Source organism: Paraburkholderia sp. 31.1 (genome assembly GCF_014397645.1).
Classification (GTDB): domain Bacteria; phylum Pseudomonadota; class Gammaproteobacteria; order Burkholderiales; family Burkholderiaceae; genus Paraburkholderia; species Paraburkholderia tuberum.
Genome location: NZ_VZQN01000157.1, coordinates 1 through 1259, shown reverse-complemented (window position 1 = coordinate 1259; position 1259 = coordinate 1). Strand labels below are relative to the sequence as shown.

The following is a 1259-nucleotide window of genomic DNA, read 5'->3' as shown; positions in this document are numbered from 1 at the left end:
ATGATCGAACGAAGATCACTCACCATGCACTCGAAACAGCCGGCCGCCAGCCATCGTTGCGTCTGCTGGTACACGAGTTCCCACGGCGGAAAGTTGGTCGGCAGCATTCGCCACGCAGCCCCAGCGCAAGCCATCCAGCGCAAAGCATTGAACATCTCGCGCAACTCGTATTTACGCTGTGGTGCACTCTCATCCATCAACGTCAGATACGCTGCTACGAAGCTCCATTCTTCGTCTGACACGTCTGTCGGGTAGGCTTTACGTTTCTCTCTTGTCATCCCTCCAGGGTACCAGGTTTTGACCGGAAGTTCCTAACACCGTCTAGCGTTGACGGCACGCTGATTCAGGCATGGGCGGGACACAAGAGCTTTGTGCCGAAGGCAAGTCCAGACGAAGACGATACGCCGCCCGACGAACCGTCGGCGCCCAATGACAACTGGCACGGTCAGAAACGCAGTAACGCGACGCATCAGTCCACGACCGACGAGCAGGCGCGCCTGTTTCGCAAGAGTAAAGGAACCGGTGCGATGCTTTGCTACATGGGCCATGTACTGACTGACAACCGACACGGCCTGGTAGTCAACGCGCAGGTGACGCTGGCGACGGGCACCGCCGAGCGAGACTGCGCTGCGCAAATGCTTGCTGACGCCGCGAAGGTAGCCCGCGCGGCATTACGGTGGGAGCAGACAAGAACTACGACACGGCCGGCTTTGTAGCCACCTGTCGAGCAAATCGCGTGACGCCGCATGTGGCGCAAAACGATGGGCGTCCAGGAGGCTCAGCGATTGACGAGCGAACCACGCGTTGGCCCGGTTACGCGGTCAGCCAGCAAAAACGTAAGCGGATTGAGCAGGTGTTCGGATGGGGAAAGACAGTCGGACGAATTCGACAGGCGATGTATCGAGGACTTGAACGCGTAGACCAGCTCTTCGTGCTGACGCAGGTCGGCTACAACCTGACGCGTATGCGCACACTTGCCCGTTGAGGGCGACGACGCAATGGATAACATCGATATGGTGAAACCGCTAGCAGCATCGAACGCCCGGAAACGTGTTCCGCGTTTCAAAAGTGCGAACTCAACATCCGTCGCAATCAACCTGAGTGCATCAACGACGGATATTTCAACAGCCTGTTAGAGCCTTGAGGTTGACTTGCTGATGCGAGGGTCGCGGCGAAAACCTCGAAGGGTGAATGGAAGTTGTGAGTTGCACGAGGCCGGCTGTTCAGACTGTCGGCGATGGCGTCGAGTTCGTCCTGAC

At 57.9% G+C, this 1259-nt stretch carries 1 protein-coding gene and 1 pseudogene; one reads left to right on the top strand and one right to left on the bottom strand.

What is annotated here, in order from left to right; all coding sequences use genetic code 11:
- On the bottom strand, positions 1 to 278 hold a 278-nt coding region (locus F6X37_RS35745; RefSeq protein ID WP_187614667.1), incomplete at its 3' end, for a transposase.
- A 45-nt stretch (positions 279 to 323) separates the two neighbouring features.
- Here F6X37_RS35745 and F6X37_RS35740 point away from each other — a divergent pair.
- Positions 324 to 985 (top strand): annotated as a pseudogene (locus tag F6X37_RS35740) (IS5 family transposase); the annotation flags it as partial.
- Between the last annotated feature and the right edge of the window lie 274 nt (positions 986 to 1259).